Consider the following 15616-nt stretch of genomic DNA (forward strand, 5'->3'; position numbering starts at 1 on the left):
CTGCAGCGCTCATCCCAAGATGCATTGATCCATGCCCCGCTCCAGCGATCGCTTGCCCGGACACTTGGCTGTGCAGGATTGATGTTAGCCGAGGGGCTTCGATTGAGCTCCTGAGCAGCTATGAAGCTGATGGGAATGGAGCGACAGCACCTCGCTAGTTGATCAATCTAATCTGTCCTGGCGGCCCGCAGGCTTGGGTGGGCACCTGCCGAAATGCTGCAGGCTCTGTTTTTATCGAGCATCCCGAACCAGGCTTCTCTGGCCGTCTTTAGCGGTCCGCTGCGTCGAGCCAATGTGCGCCTCCCCCTCAGCTCTGTAACTTGATCATCGAAAGGACCGTAAGCGCTTAGCCGCAACCCTATTGAGGCTGGCTTGACGTTTTGCGGAATCGCCACGGCATGAGGTCTTCGATGCGGCTATGGGGATGGCCGTCGATGATTGCCTCGAGTGTTTCGGCGATGTAGGCGGCCGGGTTAACGTCGTTGAGCTTGCAGGTGGCGACGATCGAGGCGAGCAAGGCCCAGTTTTCCGCGCCCACTTCATGACCGGCGAAGAGCGCATTTTTTCTGGTCAGGCAGACTGGCCGGATGGCGTTCTCGACCGGGTTCGTGTCAAGCTCGAGGCGCCCGTCTTCGAGGAAGCGGGTCAGCCCTTGCCAGTGATTGAGCGCGTAGCGGATGTCGTCGGCGAGCGTCGAGCCGCTGGAGATCATCGACAACTGTTTCTCGAACCACGGCTTTAACGCGGCGACGAGAGCCAACGAATGCTCCTTGCGTGCGGCCAGCCGAATGTCCGACGATGAGCCGCGCACCATGGCTTCGATAGCGTAAAGCTGTGCGATGTGCCGAATGGCGGCCTCAGCGATCGGCGATTTGCTGTTGCGGGCCAATTTGACAAAACGCCGGCGCAAATGGCTCCAGCAATGCACGAGCGTCCACGACCCCTGTGGTCGGGCGACTTCGGTTAGCCGGTCATAACCGCCATAGGCATCGCATTGCAGGAAGCGTCCGCCAAAGCCGTCCAGGAACTGCTCAGCGAAGGCACCGCTGCGACTGGGGGCATATCGGAACAGCACGATCGGCGGACTTGGGCCGCTGTGGCCGCGGTCATCGGACACGATCGCCCAGAAGTAGCCTTTCTTCGTTTGGCCGCGCCCGGGATCGAGTACCGGCGCCGTGGTTTCGTCCATGAACAGACGATCCGCCATGGCCAGGTGGCGGCGCATGTGGTCCGCCATGGGTTGAAGATGGAAGCAGGCGCGACCGGACCAGTTGCCCAGTGTCGCCCGATCAAGCCGGATGCCCTGACGCGCATAGATCTCGGACTGGCGGTAAAACGGCGTATGGTCACCAAACTTGGAGACGATCACGTGCGCAATCGCCGCTTCGGTCGGCAGTCCACCAGGCACCACGTGCTCCGGTGCGTGCGCCTGCACGACAGGGCCCGAGCAGCGGCGACAGATGTATTTCGGGCGGCGTGTGATCAGCACGCGCCATTGCGCCGGGATCACGTCGAGGCGTTTGCTGACGTCCTCGCCGATCTTCGTCATGGCGCCGCAACCGCACGGACAGAGCGTGCTCGCAGGCTCGATGATCCGTTCCACCCGCGGCAAATGGGCAGGCAAGCAGCCGCGATTGCGATGAGAACCTTGATCCGGCGCGGTCCGCGATCGGCCCTGGATCACAGCCTCGGCTCTCTCCTGCGCCGCGTCCAGGATGCCTTGCGCGATCTCCACGTCTTCCAGCGGCAAGTGATACTGATCTGGCCGCAGCTTCTCGGACGTCGCGCCGAACTTCTCGCGTCGCAATTCCCCGAGAATGACCTCCAGCCGACGTCGCGCTTCCTCCGATGCCGCCAGTGCCCCCTGATGCTCGCTCAAGGCTGCCTGCGTTTGCGCCAAAAGCGCTTTCAGGCGTTCATTTTCGTTGCGCAGCGCCGCAATGCTCATGCGCTATTTCGAGCACATCGTCACTGCGCGTGCCACGTTCAAAATAGCTTCCGAGTCAATCTGCCGCAGTTATCCAGCTGCCTGGGGACGCCGCGCTTCTTCCGGGCGGACCAACCTCCAATCCAGCCCCTCGAACAGGGCTGCGAACATCGCCGGCGATATGCGCATCACGCCGTCTGCGATCGTTGGCCAAACGAACTTGCAACCTTCGAGACGCTTGTGCACCAGCACCAGGCCCGTTCGATCCCAGACCAAAATCTTGATCCGGTCCGCTCGTTTCGATCGGAACACGAAGGCTGCGCCGCTGAACGGGTCGAGGCGAAGCATCTCCTGCACCTTCGTCGCAAGCCCATCATGGCCACAGCGGAAGTCGATCGGCCGCGTCGCGATGTAAATCTTCAGATCGGCACCGGCCGCGATCATCGTGACGCTCGCACTGCGCGGATCACCCGGGACAGCTGCTCGCCATCTATGGCTGTGTCCGTCCGCAGCACGACATCGCCGATCGCGATCTCAAGCTTGATGGCCGGAACGTGACCCGCCTCCAACGCGCTTTCCACGACCAGCGGCGCGAATGTCGACTGCGACGCCTCGCACGGCGCCCACATGCCTCGCTGTCGGAAGCGTCGTCGCCAATCGTAAATCTGCCAGCGCGTCGCTCCGTGCTTGCGCGCTACCTCGGACACCTGGGCACCGGGTAGCAGACTCTCGGCGACGATCCGAGCTCTCTCAGCCTCCGAACGCACGCGGCGTCCCGACGGTCCTTCAAGGACCTCCAGCCAGCTCACCGGCCCTACCGATGAGCCGTCCAAATGGACGTCCTTTTTGCTGTCCAATCCCATCCCAAACCTCCGTCCAGAGCCGGAGGCTTCTTCGCACGTTCATTCGAATTCTGAAGCAAGGGTATCGGCTTCGCGCTTACAAAGGACCGGCCAGGTGTCGTCATTAGGCAGCGGCGTAGGCTCGACTGTGCTCGTGGGAAGCAGCGCTTGAGTTGATCCAGCTAAGCGTCATGATTCGCGTTCCCGAGATGGCTTCGATGCCTGGCTAGGACCTTCACCGAATGGACGGTCGCATGCTGAGCCATTCTTCGGCATGCGCCTGATCAATTGAATCAAGAGGATCGGCTCACGCACTCAATGTTGATGGATCCCTCTTGGCCCATCCGCAGCATGGATACCTCGCATCAAAACAATACCAATATTCTCCAAATCCACATAGCTAACCGCCGGCTATCAAGGATGATTGAGGAAAAGGCGCGTCATGACGTATTCGCTATTTTCAATGCAATTGGCGGATGTCGTGCAAGCGCCAGCACGTGATCACCTCTTGCGCCCAGATCGAGGCCCGTCTTGGTCGCGCTATCGGACTAGGGCGCAGTGCAACGTGTTCTATTGCATCAGCGAGCCACTGGCGCGCGGGAGCTGCTTGGATGCATCAATCTGGCCCGAACATCAGCCATGAGGCAGCATGGGCAGCTCGCCCTCAGATCTCTGGCCAGCCTTAGCGAGAACGGCGCAGCCCAAGCCAATAGCGACAAGGGCGATCTAGCGTCGCCGGGTGCAACGCTCTGGCAGGCTGATCCCGGATGGCCGCGCTTGACGCGCATCTGTCCGGTGGCGCGCGGTGAGCCCTTTGCGAGTCAACAAGGAACTGGAGTGTTTTCGATGCGGCTCGTGGCCGCGGCACATGCGTGCGCCGTATGGGATATGGACCAAGGAGGCCCTCGCCGTGTCGGCGAAGGCCGAACTGGCAGCCCTGCACTGGTCAGTCGACCCGCAAGACTGGTCTCGTCCTGGCGGCGAGGCGATTGTTGCCGCGGTGCTGGCCTCGGTCCGGCCGGGGGCAATCGTGCTCCTGCACGACGGGTGCCCTCCCGACGAGTTGGAACGCTGCCCTCACTCTGGTCGGCGCGACCAGACCGTGACGGCGCTCGCCCAGCTCATTCCAGCACTGCATGACCGTGGATTTGCAATCCGGTCGCTTCCTCAAACTCACTGAATAGATCAATTCCCATGAGCCTGCTTGCCACCATCAGCACCGTTGCTGTTGCCTCCTACGCGTTGCTCTCCAGCGTCCATAAGAGCGCGCAGGCGCTTTATGCGCTGCGAACCGACGCCTCACTGCCGCCGTACGACCCGGTCGACACCGGTGCTCTGCCCAGCGTGGATGTCATCGTGCCCTGCTTCAACGAGGACCCGCGCACGCTGGCGGCCTGCCTGAAGTCTCTCGCAAGCCAGGACTACCCAGGGCGATTGCAGGTCTATGTGGTCGATGACGGCTCTGCAAATGTCGGTGCAGTGGCCCCGGTCCATGGGAGCTACGCATATGACCCGAGGTTCAACGTCATTCTGCTGCCAAGCAACGTTGGAAAGCGCAAGGCGCAGATCGCAGCGATACGCCGGTCGTTCGGCGATCTCGTGCTCAATGTCGATTCCGACACGGAAATCGCCAGCGACGTGGTCAGCAAGCTCGTACGCAAGATGCAGGATCCAGCCGTCGGCGCGGCCATGGGGCAATTGACGGCCAGCAACCGGAACGACAGCTGGCTGACCCGATTGATCGATATGGAGTACTGGTTGGCTTGCAACGAGGAGCGCGCGGCGCAGACGCGCTTTGGTGCCGTCATGTGCTGCTGCGGGCCGTGTGCCATGTACCGCCGCTCCGCGCTGCTGTTGCTGCTGGACCAGTACGAGACGCAGTTCTTCCGGGGAAAGCCGAGCGACTTCGGTGAGGACCGTCATCTGACGATCCTCATGCTCAAGGCAGGGTTTCGAACCGAATACGTTCCGGACGCTATCGCCGCCACGGTGGTCCCGGACAGGCTCTTGCCGTATCTGCGGCAACAGCTCCGCTGGGCGCGCAGCACTTACCGCGACACGCTGCTGGGTTTGCACCTGTTGCCCGACCTCGACCGGTACCTTACGCTCGACGTGCTCGGACAGAACCTCGGGCCGCTGCTGCTCGCCATCTCATCGATTGCCGCGCTCGCTCAGCTCGCGCTCACCGGCACCGTGCCCTGGTGGACCGGTCTGACCATCGTCGTGATGACCATGATTCGATGCAGCGTGGCGGCCCTTCGTGCCGGCGAGCTTCGATTTATCGGCTTCTCGCTGCACACCCCGATCAACATCTTCCTCCTGCTCCCGATGAAAGCCTATGCGCTCTGTACCTTGAGCAACAGCGACTGGCTCTCGCGCAGACCAGCCGATTTGCCCAACGGAAATGGAACGCATGGCAAGTTCTTGTGCCCGGGCCCGACAACCGACAAGCCCAAGAAGATTGTTTGCACGTCGCGCATTCAGCACCTTGAGCACCGCATTGCTCTACAATTGGAGGTCGTTGCTCAACTGATCTGCCAGGACAGATTCGCGCTTGGAGCGATCAAGCTGCTCGACGAACTCACAAGCGAACTGGTCGCGGCAAAGCTGGAACTCGGCGAAATAGGCGAGGCGAGCGCCAGCAGACCCAGCAGGCGAACAGTCCCGTCGAAACAATACGGTGACCTCTTCTATCCAGAAGACCTCCGCATCCTAGCTAACATTTTCGACCAGGCAGTCGCAGCTTTACCGCCAGATCGCCGTACTATCGCCAATCGTACGCAAATCGCCAAACTTGTTCTAGCTCGGGGAACGACACGTGAAGCCAAGTCCGACCCGACTCACGGCGCCTGCGTTCTTGGCGATTTGCTCGATCAGACGTTCAACTCTTACTCGTCTAATCAAATCGAGGTTCCGCTTAGCACCTGGCGGAATTCTGCATAAGGCGTAGGTTAGATCACTGGATCGGGTAATAAGAAGACATCGTCCTGGTTTTGAGAGCCGGCGGTCCTTTCGAGATCGCCCAGCGATTGGTATACAGGCAGCCTCCTTTTTCCAACAGTTTCGTCTCGTCAGCAGGCAGGCCGCGGGACAGGTGGCAGGACCACTTCTCCGGCATCGTCAACCGCAAGAACCGTGTATTCGAGCCCTCGGTCTCAAAGGATGAGTACGGTACCCCCTTGCACTGCAGTGCGACCACCTGCCGGCCGCCGCGACGCGCAAATAGTCCAAGTCCTAACGGCACTCCGACTGCGCCGCGAGACGGCTAGTCTCGTCCACGTTTCAGCTGCAGCCGAAAGTCTAGGGTGGGGCAATGCCGCCGAGAGAAGCGCAGCACTCTGGCCAAACCGCAGGTAGCAGCCATCACGAATGTCGTTTTCCTGCGACGATCACGGCGTGGGCCGCTCCGCGGATCTGCATACTATGCCTGGCTGGCTGCAGGCCAGCTCAAGTTAGAATACATTCTGGCTGGGAGTAGCTTGCGGCGCGGCAATCAGGATGGAAGTCGCTTCCCATCCAGATTGATGGTGTGGAACGGCCCCGTTACCGACAGCATCAAAGTGCTAAAACGTGGGTCGTTGCTGGCAACGCCACAAGGTAGGGAGCCGTTCCGTGAATCAGGTTAGCACCATCGGCCGGGATTTGGCCAAGAACGTTTTTCAAATACACGGTGCCGATGCCGAGGGCGCGCCGATATTCAATCAAAAACTGCGTCGGGCCGAAGTGCTGCGCTTTTTCGAAAAGCTTCCGCCGTGTCTGGTCGGCTTGGAGGCGTGCGGCAGTGCCCATTATTGGGCGCGCGAGATTGCGGCGCTCGGTGACGACGTGCGCTTGATCCCGCCGGTTTACGTAAAGCCGTTCGTGAAACGGGGCAAGACGGACGCTGCCGACGCCGAGGCGATCAGCGAAGCTGTGACCCGCGAGACGATGCGTTTCGTTCCGATCAAATCGGCCGATCAGCAGGCGGCGGCCATGGTGCTGAAGACGCGCGCCTTTTTTAGTTCGCCAGCAAACACAGGCGATCAACGCGCTTCGCGGGCATTTGTCGGAGCTGGGCATTATAGCCGCCACCGGCACGGCGAAAGTAGCAGAGTTGATCGAGATCGTGCGGGACGAAGAGGACGTTTGCCTGCCAAAAGCCGGCTGAAATCGCCGATCAGATCCAGGCGTTGACGCGCCAGATCGATAAGCTCGAACGAGGTATCGTCGGCGAGGTGAAGCGTGACGAGGACATGCGGCGGCTGTCACAATTCCGGGCGTTGGAGCGATCACGGCGGCTTCCGTCAAAGCGCTGGTCCCGGATCCCGAAGGATTCAAATCCGGCCGTCACTTCGCCGCCTGGCTGGGACTGACGCCAAAGCCCCATTCTAGCGGTGGCAAGGAACGGCTCGGCGGCATATCGAAAATGGGGAATCCGACGCTCCGCTCGCTGCTTGTTTGTGGCGCGACGTCGGTCTTGCGACGCGTCAAGGGCAACGAGAAAGCGCCGCGGTGGCTAATCGCGCTTTGGGCGCGGCGGCCTTTCAAGGTAGTCGCTGTCGCGCTTGCCAACAAGTTCCGAGGATCATCTGGGCGCTCCTCACCAAGGGCGGAAGCTATCGAAATGCTGGCGTGGCAAGCGGCGCAGCACGTGCCTGAGCCGAACGACGACCAGAACAGACTGCCCGGCACGTAGCCGGACAGAGGCGAGGTGCATGATTAGACGATGACCCCCCGGGACGAAATCCCGAGGCGAGAGAGGCCGGCGCGACAATGCGCTTAAAGTACGTCAGATTGATCAGCCCCTCGCATCGCGAATTTCATTGAGGCCAGCGGTCCACGACCGCGCTGAAAGGCCGGACATATGACCGCACCGTTCCCGGAGGACGAATGTCTAAAAAAGCACTTCCCCGCGGGGCCGTTCCACATATGTCTCGCTATTAGTAGCCGAAGGGACTTGAATCGTACGTAGCGTCACGTTGTAGGAACCAGGCATCCGCCGCCTCGCGCCGACCAACTAGTCAACGACCGAGGGCGGGAGTGTGACGTAACACATCAAAGCAATCCTCCGGTTTGGACATCGAGATGACGACACCGCTGCTTTTTCTCACTATGATCTTCTTCGGCGGCTTTGGATTAGGATATGCTATGCGCAGCTGGCGTTCCCGCAAACGACGTGAGCACGCCCGGCTCTATGGCGCTTACTTTCATTCCGGCACTTCTGCTCCGCTGCCGCTCCGAGTTCCCGCACGCCGTGGTTCCTAACGCTGCATTCGGCCTTGCTCAAGCTCGAAATAGCCGATGCCACACGAGGGCGAACGCCCACCGTCATCAGTTCGTCGAGCACAGAATCGCAAGGCAGCGTGGAGGCCACGCGCGTGCTCGCGTGGAGTCAGTCCCAACGGCGCGGTGTAACGTGTGACTGATTGCCGATTTGACCCGAGACACTGACGGTGACGACTGCGAGTCGGCCGTTCATGGATGATCGAGTCGGCGGCGGTGTATTCGCAACCGGCCCTGGACCTTGCAACGTAGATTTGTGACCTTAGCATGCGCGGAAGCCATTGCCGGACCGAATTCCAATCAGCGCTGGCGCACACCGCGGAGAAGATATGTCTGGCACGCGAGCTAGCGCTTGAACGAATGCGACGGCGAGCACGATTGCGACAGCATCGACAAAGGAGCACCTTTCACTCTCCTGCGGCATCTACACCGCTTCTATGCCCGTGGCGATCTGCACTGGGCGAGAAGAGAGATCCAGAGCCATCGCACGACTTCGAATTTCATCTCGCGCAGGATCAGCGCCGCATTGACCGTGACCAATGCTTCCTGGCCGAGTCCGATTCGCTGAACTCGCCTACCTAAACTGAGAGGTTTCGAAGGTGAGGCTTCCCTCCTAGAACTCGATCCGCGATAGTCAGTACAGCGGATGCATCATGAAACCTGACGAGCGCCTCGCCGAGGTCCTTGAGAATAGCGCGTGTTTTGATGATGAGGCATGGGAGGTGTGGGCACAGTGCCTCTCACCCACTGAGCGGCTGGCGTATATTCGCAAGCATCGCTCTCACTTCCGGTTCGCAGATTACGATGAAGTGATAGCTGTTGTACGGGGTCGGCGCTTCACCGGTTGCTCATCGCAGCTCCTTCGATGGCGTGACAGGATAAGAGCAAGGACGTTGCAAAGCGCTTTGCTCTTTTCGGTTGCGGTGTGGCTGGGCATCATGTGGCTTGCGGTGCGCTTAATCCGCTGAGATCAGCAGCCCGCTTTTCGCCCACGCCTACGCAATCTACGTTCGCACGCGAAGGAGCATTGCGAGGCAGTTGAAGATGATCCGCGCAGCGCCGCAACCTGACGCAGGGTTCGGTTCAAGCATTCCTTTCGGCGCAAATGTTGCGATGCAGTTACAGCTATTCGCGCGGATGTTGTTAAGACGCGCGAGGCTCGGGGCACTCAAGACATGAGATTAGAAATGAAGAACTTGTTGCTTGCGACTGTAAGCATTGTGGCGCTTGGCGCGGTGGCGCCCGCATTCGGCGCGGATCTGGCTGCGCAGCCCGTCCAGCCTCTCTATACCAAAGCTCCACAGCCTGTTGCGGCTGCGATCTACGACTGGAGCGGCTACTACGTTGGTATGAACGGCGGCTTGGGCTCAAGCTCGAATTGCTGGGACTTCAATGGCGGCACGCCTGAGGGCTGCCATGATGCGACCGGCGGTACTGTGGGTGGCCAGATCGGCTATCGAAGGCAGATGGGCCAGATCGTCCTTGGTGTTGAAGGCCAGGGGAACTGGGCTGATTTGACTGGCTCGAATGACAGCGTCGCGTTTGCGGATATTAACCATACCAAGATTGATGCGTTCGGCGTGGTAACGGGGCAGATCGGTTATGCCGTGGACAACGTATTATTTTACGCCAAAGGTGGTGCCGCAGTGACGAGCAATACCTATCAGATTAGCTCGACCCTCACGGGCGCGCAGCTTGGGAAGAGCGACCACATTCTTTGGGGTGGTGCATTGGGAGCTGGGATTGAGTACGGTTTCGCGCCGAGCTGGTCGGTCAGCCTCGAGTACGACCACCTATTCATGCAGCCCGGAGCGGTGCACTTCGCCGCGCCCGCAGGCGGAACCGATCGCATCCGCCAGGATTTCGATCTTGTGACTGCACGGCTCAACTATAAGTTCGGCGGCCCGTTTCTTCTGAAATATTGATCAGCAGTACGAACGGCGGATCGAAAGCCCCGGCCCATGGCCGGGGCTTGTTTTTGCGAGGGCGGGCTTGCTGCATCAAGCAATCCAAGCCCAAAAACCGCTCCCATATTGGACGAGTGGCGGCATCCACAACCAACCACGCTTGCGAAGATCACTGTCATCGCACGCGCGCCATCGATGCGGCGAATGGTCTCCCGTCATGGCCAGTCCACGTCGAATTTAGGCAATCGTGCGAATCTCTCCCGCATCGAAAACACGACCACCCCTCGGCGGGATGCGCATCTATGCTCCCGAAGACGATCGAGATGACAGGCTTGTCAGCTATTCGCGGCAACAGCATCTTCTGCACCTTGGGCTGAACGTGTCCTCGCTGCTATTGTCATATTGTCACGCTGGTCAGATCGCTCGCTCGTGAGTTCGGCATAGGTCAATACGCGGCAGCGGCGCCGAAACGTCAGATAAGACCGAGGCGAATCGCCTTGGCAACGCAATGGGTACGGCTGTTCGTCTCTAGCTTTCGCATCGCGTTCTTCAGGTGAAAGTTCACCGTATTCTCGCTGACTCTCAGGATGACTCCGATTTCCCAGGATGATTTCCCCTCTTCCACCCAGCGGAGGCAATCCTTTTCTCGTTCGGATAGGGCCACTTGCATATGGCATCTTCCCTCCGATGACGGCGCGATCTCTGCAAATGCATGATGAAACTGCCAGGCCAATGCGTTGAGACGACTGAGGCGATACTCAGGGTCGACATCGTCGAACCTGGATGCAAAGGATGCGACAGATAGCTGTCCAAATGGTCCGAACAGTGGTACGGTTACGCCATGCTTCAGACCGGCCTCTTTGGCCTCGTTCAACACACGCATTTCGCCGGGCTGCAGTTGATATTTGTGAGCGAGTTGATCCCATAGAAACGGCGCCGACTGCATCGTCGTACGCCGAACCACGGGATCGATGGCATTGTATCGGCGTTCAGCATAGCGCTCGCACCACGCGGAAGGAAAGTTCACTGTCACCGCGGCTGGCAGATACTCTGGCCGGCGGGTCGGCTCCGCGTCCGTCAGCGCCCCGTAAGCGACTTGACTGAAGCCCTGTTCGCTCGAACAGCTCACAAGCAGATCGAACAACACCTCGGGAGATCGACTCTGTTTTGCGCATTCGATGAAGCAAAATAGGTCCATTTGGTGCCTCCCGCCACCGACTTAGGCAAACCGGTGCTGCGTCTTTTGAGTGGATGGGCAGAGGCCCTGCGCCACTTCAGCCTCCTCTTGCTTGCCGAAGCGCTCGACCGAACGCGACAATCATACGTCTCGTCATGAGCTGCAATCGAGTTGCCTCAGATCAGATAGTTGCTCGATAGAGAACATTGTGCATGCGCTTCTTCGGGAGGAGGCGGACCTGAAGCGTCCAGCAAATGTCGTACCAGCTGAGGCGCAAGGAGCAGTGCCGCAAAAAGCACGAGTGCTGGAGAACTGGGGACGCAACGTTCACTGCTAGAATTCGGACATTTGTCGCAAGAGAGACAACCTTGTTGGCGCTAGCTGAAGAATATTTGTTGCATCGGCAAGTACGCGAATGATCTTACGCGTTGGTCAGCCTCCCGCCTTTGCTCCGGGGGCCAGCCGAGCTAGCGTAGACCCAGCGCCCGCGTCATAGGGCGCAGAGGCAATTAGACGCAGAAATGGCATGCATCCGCTGCGATACCCGTTTACCCTGGCGGTCGCGCCGTACCGAACGGAGCGCCGGAGATCCCCGGTTGCGCGATCGCGTATTGCCAAGCGCTCGTGTTCAAAAGCACCCGGACATGTTTGGGCGAACGAATCATCCGAATACGGCAATGGCACCTGTGGCTTAAATGACATCCAACTGACCGCACATCATGGGCGTTGTGCTCACGCACATTGACAGGCAGAAGCCGTGCGCATGGTCTTCCTGCACGGGGCTGGTGCTCCACCTCGGAGATGCACGGCCATAAATCCGCTTTACAAATGGTAGATCATCGGCCGTGTCGGCCAACATGCCCAGAACTCGCGACTGTCTGCGCTACTGATCTCTGCTCGAGAGCGCCCCCAAGCGTCGCTTTTATCGGCCTCCTCCGCGCCATCAATACTGCCCTTGAAATCACCCGTCTCTGCTCTCATCCTGGTAAGCAGCGTCGCTCGCGGAGTGTTCGCAGGCGGCTTGCAGCGCCTGATGCATGTCCGCAATGAGATCACTCGGCCCCTCGATGCCGGCGTGAATACGAATCAACGGTCCATCAAATGAAACCATTGCTTCCGTTCGTGGAGGATCATCGACAGGCAGCACAAGGCTTTCGTACCCACCCCACGACAATCCGATTCCAAAAAGGCTCAGTTTCTGGAAGAAAAGCGAAAGCTGGGCCTTGGACATAGGCTTCAGAACGACGCCGAACAGGCCACTTGCACCCAAGAAATCCCGCTTCCAAATATTGTAACCGGGATCGTTTGGGAGCGCAGGGTGTAGAACCCGGCCCACTGCCGGGTGGTCTTCCAGGCTTTGAGCCAGCTTGATGCCATTTTCGTAATGCTGCCTCATGCGAACGGCTAGTGTGCGCAGTCCACGAAGAGCTAAATAGATGTCATCTGGCCCAGCAATCTCCCCGAAATGATGAGCGCTTGGCTGCAGGAGCGGCCACGCTTCCTTGTTAGCGGTAGCAATGCCCAGAAGGGCGTCGGAATGACCAACGATATACTTGGTCGCGGCATGGATCGAGATGTCGACGCCATGGAGAAAGGGTTTGAAATAGAGCGGCGTCGCCCAAGTATTGTCCATGAGCACGAGCGCACCCGATTGATGTGCGATCGCGCACAGCGCGGGCAGATCCTGTACCTCAAACGTCATGGACCCAGGGGACTCCAGGTACACAGCTCGCGTTTTTGTCCCAATCTTCGCGAGTAGATCCGAAGGTTGTGTGGGATGGAAGTACTCCACCTTGACCTTAAATCTAGTTAGAACCTGGTTCGCGAACATCCTCACCGGTTCATAGACGTTATCGCAGATCAAAACATGATCCCCGGCCTTCAGGATCCCGAGAAGCGCGTGGGAGCACGCAGAGAGGCCCGAAGGGAACAAGATCGAACGATACCCGCCTTCCAGTTCACAAATGGCAACCTCGAGAGCGCGAGACAGCGGTGAGCCGAATCGTCCGTAGTTCGTCACTGGATTCTGCTTGCGCCTATCCCACTCTTCGAGGGTTTCGGAAACGATCGTGGAACCTCGATAGACAGGAACATTGACCATCCCGGCGTGTTCAGCCGGCGCGCGACCGAGATGAGACAATTGCGTGTTGGGCTCTGGCAAGCCTTTACCCCAAGCGATCCGATCCATACCTCTCCTATCTGGGATCGCGCCGCTTAAATGCGCGGCGAATACCCACTACTATCAATCTGCAACTCGTCTCCGGCGCGACGACTCGAGAACTCTGCATCAACGGCCTCTTCGTCATCATATCCCAACGTTAGAACAGCTCTCCTCCCAGATCGAAAGCGCGATCGACCGCACAGTGAGACCGCGCCGGACCGCGCCCCTAAAAGTCGGTGGTCAGCTTCATGCAGATCTACAGTGGGTCCATCACTACAGCAAAGGTTGGGCCAGACGCGCGGGCTGCGCGCTGCAGGCGGATTAACCCGGACTGGTCGGATGCCTCGGCACCAGGCGAATTTCTTGTCGGACAAAAGACGCTGCATGTGGGCTCCTCGCCAAATCGGTTAAATCGGGACGATCTTGATGTGGGTTGACAATTGCACTTCTTATGAACTCGCGCGCTGGCGTTGTTTTTGCAGCTTCCCAATGAAGGCCTAGTTGCTGCACGCTTATGCTTATATCGAAGCGGGGAGCATGATTTGCGCCATTTAAGCACCGGTTGCGGTCGTTACCGCCGCCGTCATGCAAGTTCGTGGTGCAAGAGAATTGCGCAGGCCCACTACGCTGAATGATCACAACTTACACGAACTGAACCGCCCCGGGTTTGCCGGAGGCCCTTTGGTTTAAGTTTTGCCGCCATGGCGGGTTGTTCCAGCATGGCGTAGTAGCGTTGCTCGGCTTCGGCCAGCGGTATGTTGCCGATGGGCTCCAGGAGCCGCCGGTTGTTGAACCAGTCGACCCATTCCAGCGTCGCGAACTCGACGGCCTCGAAGCTGCGCCATGGCCCGCGCCGATGGATCACCTCGGCCTTGTAGAGGCCGTTGATGGTTTCGGCGAGAGCGTTGTCATAGGAATCTCCGACGCTGCCGACAGAAGGCTCCACGCCGGCTTCCGCCAGGCGCTCGGTGTATTTGATCGAGACGTATTGGGCTACCCCTGTCGCTGTGATGCACGAGCCCGCCACGATGGACCGGCCGTCGATCATGCAGTGCCTGCTCCAGCGCATCGAGCACGAAGCCTGCATGCGCCGTGCGCGAGGCCCGCCAGCCCACGATCCTGCGGGCATAGGCGTCGATGACGAAGGCGACGTAGACGAAGCCCGTCCAGGTCGCGACATAGGTGAAGTCGGAGAGCCAAAGGACGTTCGGCCGTGGCGCCTTGAACTGGCGGTTGACGTGATCCTGTGGCGCCGCCTTGTCGCTGATCGTGGTCTCGACGGATTTGCCGCGGATGCCCCCTTGCAAACCTATGTCCCGCATTATCGCGACACCGTGCAACGGGCAACATCGAAGCCTTCGCGTTTGAGCTGGCGCCAGATCTTGCGCACACCGTAGACGGAGAAGTTCTGGTCGAAGACGCGACGAACCTCGACCTTCAGCGCGGCATCCTGCCTGGCGCGCGCCGACCGCTTGGCCGGATCGCGCCGCTTGGCCACATGGGCGTGGTAGGTCGAGGGGGCGATCGGCAATACCTTGCAGATCGGCTCGCCCCCATGCGCCCCACGATGATCATCAATGAAGGCGATCATGGCTTGGACCGGCGGTCGAGCTCCGCCATCGCAAAATAAGCGCTCGCCTTGCGCAGGATCTCGTTGGCCTGCCGAAGCTCACGGTTCTCCCGTTCAAGGGCCTTCAGCTTCTCGGCCATCTCAGTCGGAACGCCGGTCCGCTGCCCGCTGTCGATCTCGGCCTTCTTGACCCAGTCATGCAGCGTTTGCGGTGTGCAGCCGATCTTGGCCGCAATCGATGTCACCGCCGCCCAGCGCGAAGCGTGCTCGCCGGCGTGATCCAGAACCATCCGAACCGCGCGGTCCCGGACCTCAGGCGAAAACTTGTTCGTCGTCTTGCTTGCATGGCTCCCTCTCAGGAGTTGGAGCCTCCGGCAAACCCGGGGCGGTTCAAACCGACACCTGACTGAATCGAGAGCTGGCCCTTAACAGACTTGAATCGTACCTAGCGTCAAGTTGTACTAACTAGCGGTTCGATTCTCCGAACCGAGACACATTCCGGCCTCAAGGTGCAGGCGCGGCACATTGAAGATCTGCGAGGCGCGCTTGAGATGATGGTGGCAGCTCTTATTGTCCTTTCGATTGTCGCCGCCGGTGGGGCTGGCTACGGCGTCCGTACTCGGCGTTTTCGCAGCCGACGAGAGCGCGCGCGGCTGCATATGGCTACGGCCCACTCCGCAGAGAGCTGCAGCAGTCATGCGCCGTCGCGCAACTCGCTCGAGCAACCCGCCTGCTGGCAACCCGAACCAGATCTTGCGGACCAGAAGCGC

At 59.6% G+C, this 15616-nt stretch carries 8 protein-coding genes, 4 pseudogenes and 1 other annotated feature; of the genes and pseudogenes, 6 read left to right on the forward strand and 6 right to left on the reverse strand.

The window, feature by feature from the left end:
- Nucleotides 1-358 precede the first annotated feature (358 nt).
- From IVB23_RS13265 to IVB23_RS13275, 3 genes are all read right to left on the reverse strand, one after another.
- Nucleotides 359-1948 (reverse strand): IS66 family transposase, encoded by a 1590-nt coding sequence (locus IVB23_RS13265; RefSeq protein WP_247803848.1) that lies wholly within the window; start codon nucleotides 1946-1948, stop codon nucleotides 359-361.
- Nucleotides 1949-2017: 69 nt separating this feature from the next.
- A complete protein-coding gene (gene tnpB / locus IVB23_RS13270) occupies nucleotides 2018-2371 on the reverse strand; it encodes an IS66 family insertion sequence element accessory protein TnpB (RefSeq protein WP_247803849.1) in 354 nt (117 codons plus the stop codon).
- The gene (locus tag IVB23_RS13275; protein ID WP_247803850.1) at nucleotides 2368-2790 is read right to left on the reverse strand and encodes a transposase; all 423 of its coding nucleotides are present in this window, start codon (nucleotides 2788-2790) and stop codon (nucleotides 2368-2370) included. Before IVB23_RS13275 ends, tnpB begins: the two co-directional genes overlap by 4 nt.
- An 841-nt stretch (nucleotides 2791-3631) precedes the next feature.
- On the opposite strand from IVB23_RS13275, the pseudogene IVB23_RS13280 reads away from it, so the two are divergent.
- The 6 genes and pseudogenes from IVB23_RS13280 to IVB23_RS13305 form a co-directional block, all read left to right on the forward strand.
- Nucleotides 3632-3949, forward strand: a pseudogene (locus tag IVB23_RS13280) (chitooligosaccharide deacetylase NodB); the annotation flags it as partial.
- Nucleotides 3950-3963: 14 nt separating this feature from the next.
- Nucleotides 3964-5148: pseudogene (gene nodC / locus IVB23_RS13285) on the forward strand (chitooligosaccharide synthase NodC); the annotation flags it as partial.
- A gap of 1233 nt (nucleotides 5149-6381) precedes the next feature.
- Nucleotides 6382-7407, forward strand: a pseudogene (locus tag IVB23_RS13290) (IS110 family transposase).
- 976 nt (nucleotides 7408-8383) lie between these two features.
- Nucleotides 8384-8599: a hypothetical protein gene (locus IVB23_RS13295; RefSeq protein WP_247803851.1), complete on the forward strand. Its 216-nt coding sequence runs from the start codon at nucleotides 8384-8386 to the stop codon at nucleotides 8597-8599.
- 85 nt (nucleotides 8600-8684) lie between these two features.
- Nucleotides 8685-8999 (forward strand): hypothetical protein, encoded by a 315-nt coding sequence (locus IVB23_RS13300; protein ID WP_247320904.1) that lies wholly within the window; start codon nucleotides 8685-8687, stop codon nucleotides 8997-8999.
- Nucleotides 9000-9218: 219 nt separating this feature from the next.
- Nucleotides 9219-9956, forward strand: a complete 738-nt coding sequence (locus IVB23_RS13305; protein WP_247803852.1) for an outer membrane beta-barrel protein — start codon at nucleotides 9219-9221, stop codon at nucleotides 9954-9956.
- A gap of 454 nt (nucleotides 9957-10410) precedes the next feature.
- Here the strand turns inward: IVB23_RS13305 and IVB23_RS13310 are convergent, their stop codons facing one another.
- The 3 genes and pseudogenes from IVB23_RS13310 to IVB23_RS13320 form a co-directional block, all read right to left on the reverse strand.
- A complete protein-coding gene (locus IVB23_RS13310; RefSeq protein WP_247320906.1) occupies nucleotides 10411-11136 on the reverse strand; it encodes a LuxR family transcriptional regulator in 726 nt (241 codons plus the stop codon).
- A gap of 940 nt (nucleotides 11137-12076) precedes the next feature.
- Nucleotides 12077-13303 (reverse strand): cystathionine beta-lyase, encoded by a 1227-nt coding sequence (metC, locus tag IVB23_RS13315; protein WP_247320908.1) that lies wholly within the window; start codon nucleotides 13301-13303, stop codon nucleotides 12077-12079.
- A gap of 595 nt (nucleotides 13304-13898) precedes the next feature.
- Nucleotides 13899-15136: pseudogene (locus IVB23_RS13320) on the reverse strand (IS3 family transposase).
- Nucleotides 14793-14909: a sequence feature (AL1L pseudoknot), on the reverse strand. (Overlaps the previous pseudogene by 117 nt.)
- Nucleotides 15137-15616 lie beyond the last annotated feature (480 nt).

The sequence above is a fragment of the Bradyrhizobium sp. 191 genome, assembly GCF_023100985.1.
GTDB classification, from domain to species: Bacteria; Pseudomonadota; Alphaproteobacteria; order Rhizobiales; family Xanthobacteraceae; genus Bradyrhizobium; species Bradyrhizobium diversitatis.

Bases quoted from the DNA above. Each gene is read 5' to 3' on its own strand.
- IVB23_RS13265 (WP_247803848.1), bottom strand. From the start codon at position 1,948: ATGAGCATTGCGGCGCTGCGCAACGAAAATGAACGCCTGAAAGCGCTT.
- tnpB (WP_247803849.1), bottom strand. From the start codon at position 2,371: ATGATCGCGGCCGGTGCCGATCTGAAGATTTACATCGCGACGCGGCCG.
- IVB23_RS13275 (WP_247803850.1), bottom strand. From the start codon at position 2,790: ATGGGATTGGACAGCAAAAAGGACGTCCATTTGGACGGCTCATCGGTA.
- IVB23_RS13300 (WP_247320904.1), top strand. From the start codon at position 8,685: ATGAAACCTGACGAGCGCCTCGCCGAGGTCCTTGAGAATAGCGCGTGT.
- IVB23_RS13305 (WP_247803852.1), top strand. From the start codon at position 9,219: ATGAAGAACTTGTTGCTTGCGACTGTAAGCATTGTGGCGCTTGGCGCG.
- IVB23_RS13310 (WP_247320906.1), bottom strand. From the start codon at position 11,136: ATGGACCTATTTTGCTTCATCGAATGCGCAAAACAGAGTCGATCTCCC.
- metC (WP_247320908.1), bottom strand. From the start codon at position 13,303: ATGGATCGGATCGCTTGGGGTAAAGGCTTGCCAGAGCCCAACACGCAA.